The 3,185-nt window shown below is 59.2% G+C and carries 3 protein-coding genes and 4 tRNA genes; 1 reads left to right on the forward strand and 6 read right to left on the reverse strand.

Annotation, left to right across the window (positions count from 1 at the left end; genetic code table 11):
- Nucleotides 1–101 precede the first annotated feature (101 nt).
- The 4 genes from ACF8K2_RS01945 to ACF8K2_RS01960 all read right to left on the reverse strand — a co-directional run bounded on the left by ACF8K2_RS01945 (nucleotide 102) and on the right by ACF8K2_RS01960 (nucleotide 504).
- Nucleotides 102–177 (reverse strand) — tRNA-Gly (locus ACF8K2_RS01945).
- A 3-nt stretch (nucleotides 178–180) separates the two neighbouring features.
- Nucleotides 181–256: transfer RNA gene (locus ACF8K2_RS01950), tRNA-Glu, on the reverse strand.
- 92 nt (nucleotides 257–348) lie between these two features.
- Nucleotides 349–424 (reverse strand) — tRNA-Gly (locus ACF8K2_RS01955).
- Nucleotides 425–428: 4 nt separating this feature from the next.
- Nucleotides 429–504: transfer RNA gene (locus ACF8K2_RS01960), tRNA-Glu, on the reverse strand.
- A 447-nt stretch (nucleotides 505–951) separates the two neighbouring features.
- Here ACF8K2_RS01960 and ACF8K2_RS01965 point away from each other — a divergent pair.
- Complete coding sequence (locus ACF8K2_RS01965) at nucleotides 952–1,719, forward strand: hypothetical protein (protein ID WP_186557668.1); 768 nt, start codon at nucleotides 952–954, stop codon at nucleotides 1,717–1,719.
- 33 nt (nucleotides 1,720–1,752) lie between these two features.
- On the opposite strand, the gene ACF8K2_RS01970 is transcribed toward ACF8K2_RS01965, so the two are convergent.
- Both ACF8K2_RS01970 and ACF8K2_RS01975 read right to left on the reverse strand, forming a co-directional pair.
- The gene (locus ACF8K2_RS01970; RefSeq protein ID WP_392463263.1) at nucleotides 1,753–2,235 is read right to left on the reverse strand and encodes a GAF domain-containing protein; all 483 of its coding nucleotides are present in this window, start codon (nucleotides 2,233–2,235) and stop codon (nucleotides 1,753–1,755) included.
- Nucleotides 2,236–3,123, reverse strand: a complete 888-nt coding sequence (locus ACF8K2_RS01975; protein WP_392463265.1) for an ATP-binding protein — start codon at nucleotides 3,121–3,123, stop codon at nucleotides 2,236–2,238. It abuts the gene before it with no gap.
- Between the last annotated feature and the right edge of the window lie 62 nt (nucleotides 3,124–3,185).

Below are 3,185 nucleotides of genomic sequence, written 5' to 3' on the forward strand. Positions count from 1 at the left end.
ACTGAGCTATTCCCGCAATGTGAAGCTTTACCGCTATGGCGTGAAGCGGCATTACACCCTTCACCACCCTGTACCGTCAATGAACGCCACAGCTTTTAAACTGGAGCGGGAAACGAGACTCGAACTCGCGACCCCGACCTTGGCAAGGTCGTGCTCTACCAACTGAGCTATTCCCGCAAATGGCGTCCCCTAGGGGACTCGAACCCCTGTTACCGCCGTGAAAGGGCGGTGTCCTAGGCCACTAGACGAAGGGGACACACAACACTTTTCAGTGCGCCAGATACTGAACCTCACGATTCAACCTGGACTTTCTTTTCCTGCCCCGCCGTTAAGCAGTGCCGGAGAAACTGGAGCGGGAAACGAGACTCGAACTCGCGACCCCGACCTTGGCAAGGTCGTGCTCTACCAACTGAGCTATTCCCGCAATATGGCGTCCCCTAGGGGACTCGAACCCCTGTTACCGCCGTGAAAGGGCGGTGTCCTAGGCCACTAGACGAAGGGGACACGCTGCTGGCATTACTGCCTGCTTTCACTCCCTACGGCGTATCGCTGTGTGCTTTACGCTGCAAGTGGCGCGCATTCTAGGGACGGGATGGAAAGCCGTCAACCCCTTTGTATAAATTTATTTAAATCAATGACTTCCCTAGTTGTCACCGCTGCGCGCAGGATGTGTCTGGCTATTGGCGTTGATTTTCTGACGACGGCCCGGCAAGCTCGCAGCAAAGTGCCACTACCTTGAGAAATCGAGAAATGGGCCGACACATAGAGTGCGCCAACTGCACCGGCCTTTTCGCGGGCAAGCCCGCTCCTACAGGGTTTGGCGCAAGCCGGGTGGGAGCGGGCTCGCCCGCGAAGAAAAGCGGCGCGGTTCAGTTCGCCAGGCTGCACTGTTCGCCCGTTGGCGAACTCACTACACTCAATGCTGCAAAACTTCTTCATGAGGCGTTAACGGTGACACCACTTCTGATCACCCTGCTCATCGTGGCCGGTATCGCGTTACTGATCGTGATCGGCTACCTCAATAATGTGGTCGAGAACAATAAGCTTGAGCGTGCCCGGCTGAAGATCGAGCTGGCCGAACGCGCGCGCCGCTGCGGGGAAATCAACGAAACCTTCCCCGGCCAGCTGATGACCCCTGCCCTCAAGCTGCTGATGACTCGCCTGGAACTGAACGTCACCCAACGTCAGTTGGCGGTGGACAAGCACAACGGTGACCTCAAGGGCCGCCTGGCTGAACTTGAAGGTTTGGTTGCCCAGGGCGACAAGCTGCCCGTGAACAATCCACCCAGCCCGATTCAAACCGAGGTCAAGGCCAAGGATGTACGTTTCTTGCTCGAAGCGCTGCATAACCAGATCGTGCGCGCCACCCAGGAAGGCTTCCTGGCGACCAATGAGGGCAAGTACTGGGTCAAGGAAATCCGCCATATCCTGGTGTTGCTGCATATCGAGTTCTTCAACAACCTGGGGCAGCAGGCGCTGCAGCAGAATCAGCCTGGGCATGCGCGGTTGGCATTCGAGCGAGGTGTGCAGTACCTACGCAAGCAGCCTGAGCCTAAACAGTATGAAGAGCAGCTGACCTATCTGGAGAAGCTGCTGGCACGGGCCAACGCGATGGTGCTCGATCAGATGGAGCCGGCGGAGAATGATCAGAATGAGCTGACGGCGGGGCTCAAGACTGATGAAGATGAGACCTGGAAGAAAAAAGTCATCTACGATTGATCCAAAAAGGGGCCTTGTCAGGCCCCTTTGTCATCAGCAGTCGGTCAGTTTAAGAAAGATCGCCGCCAACTTTTCCAACCCTTGCTGATCGGCCTCACTGAACCGCGCAAGCTTCGGGCTATCCAGATCGAGCACCCCAATCAGCCTGCCCTCCTTGACCAAGGGAATCACCAATTCGCTGTTGGACGCACTGTCACAGGCGATATGCCCAGGGAAGGCATGCACATCTTCCACCCGCTGAGTCTGCCGGGTCGCCGCCGCTGCCCCGCACACGCCCTTGCTGAACGGAATACGCACGCAGGCCACTTGCCCCTGGAACGGGCCGAGCACCAGCTCCTCGTTGCGATTGATATACAAGCCCGCCCAGTTCAGGTCATCCAACTGGCTATAGAGAAAAGCCGAGAACTGCGCGGCGTTGGCGATGAAGTCGCGCTCGTCGGCGAACAGTGCCTGCACTTGCGCAGCCAGCAAGTCATAGCCGTTTAGGCCTGCGCCACTGGCATTGAGGTCGATCATTTATTTCTGCTCCAGCAATTGCAGCCCGACCCAGTAGCGGGCGAACTGATAGGCACAACGGCCATTTCGGTTACCGCGCCCGGTTGCCCAGCGCACGGCGAGTATTTCCAGCGCCTCGTCACGCTGCCAGTCAAGCCCAGCGGCGCTGGCCAACTGGCCGATCCAGTGTTCGACCACGTTGAGGAAGTGTTCTTGGGTGAAGGGGTAGAACGACAGCCACAGGCCGAAGCGGTCGGACAACGCGATCTTGTCTTCTACTGCTTCATTGGGATGCAGCTCGCCGTCGACCATCTTCCAGTTTTCGTTGTCGCTCTGCTTCTCCGGCACCAGGTGGCGACGGTTGGAGGTGGCGTACAGCAAGACATTGTCCGGCGCCTGCTCCAGCGAGCCATCGAGCACGCTCTTGAGTACCCGGTAGTCGCCCTCCCCGGCTTCGAACGAGAGGTCGTCGCAGAACAGGATGAAGCGCTGCTCAAGCTTTTGCAGCTGCTCGACCACCCGCGGCAAGTCGGCCAGGTGATCGCGTTCGATCTCGATCAGGCGCAGCCCGGCATCGGCATGTTCGGCCAGCAAGGCGCGCACCAGCGATGACTTGCCTGTGCCACGCGAACCCCACAGCAACGCGTGGTTGGCCGGCAGGCCGTTGATGAACTGATGGGTGTTGCGGCCCAGCTGATCGCGTTGTTTGTCGACGCCGATCAAGTCGCTCAGGCGGATATCCAGGCTGACGTGCAGCGGCATCAGGTAGCCGCTGCGGCCATCGCGCTGCCAGCGCGCGGCCAGGGTAGTATTCCAGTCGATCTGCGGGCGGGGCGCCGGCAGCAGCGGTTCGAGACGGGCGAGGACAGATTCGGCACGTTCGAGGAAGGCGTTCAAGCGGGGGTCCATGGTGACTCCTGGCAGGGCGAGGCTTTGAGGTTTTGATTGGCAGTGCCGGCCCTATCGCGGGG

The sequence above is a fragment of the Pseudomonas sp. xss_2 genome (assembly GCF_043104195.1).
In the GTDB taxonomy this organism is placed as follows: Bacteria; Pseudomonadota; Gammaproteobacteria; order Pseudomonadales; family Pseudomonadaceae; genus Aquipseudomonas; species Aquipseudomonas urmiensis.